We start from the raw sequence: 260 nt of genomic DNA, 5'->3' as shown, positions 1-260 counted from the left end.
GGCGAGAGCAGGTCGCGGACGACGATGGTCTCGTCCCGACCCGGCCCGACGCCGATGGCCGAGATCGGTGCCTTGATCATCTTCTCCAGGGCGGCGACGTAGTCGCGGGCATTGCGGGGCAGGTCGTCGAGGGTCCGGGCGGCGGAGATGTCCTCCGTCCACCCCGGGAACGTCTCGTAGACCGGGACGGCCCGGGCGAAGTCGGCCTGGTTCATCGGCAGCTCGTCGTACCGCTTCCCGTCGACCTCGTAGGCCACGCA

1 protein-coding gene is annotated in these 260 nt (G+C 70.0%); it reads right to left on the bottom strand.

Annotated elements, in window-relative coordinates:
• Positions 1–260: adenylosuccinate synthetase (locus ACKRDP_RS09980; protein WP_409154631.1), on the bottom strand; the 260-nt coding region annotated here is incomplete at both ends.

The organism is Pampinifervens navoyensis, from assembly GCF_046159715.1.
Taxonomy (GTDB): domain Bacteria; phylum Aquificota; class Aquificia; order Aquificales; family Aquificaceae; genus Pampinifervens.
The sequence above is the reverse complement of the archived record's forward strand: the minus strand, read 5'-3'. Positions and strand labels throughout refer to the sequence as shown.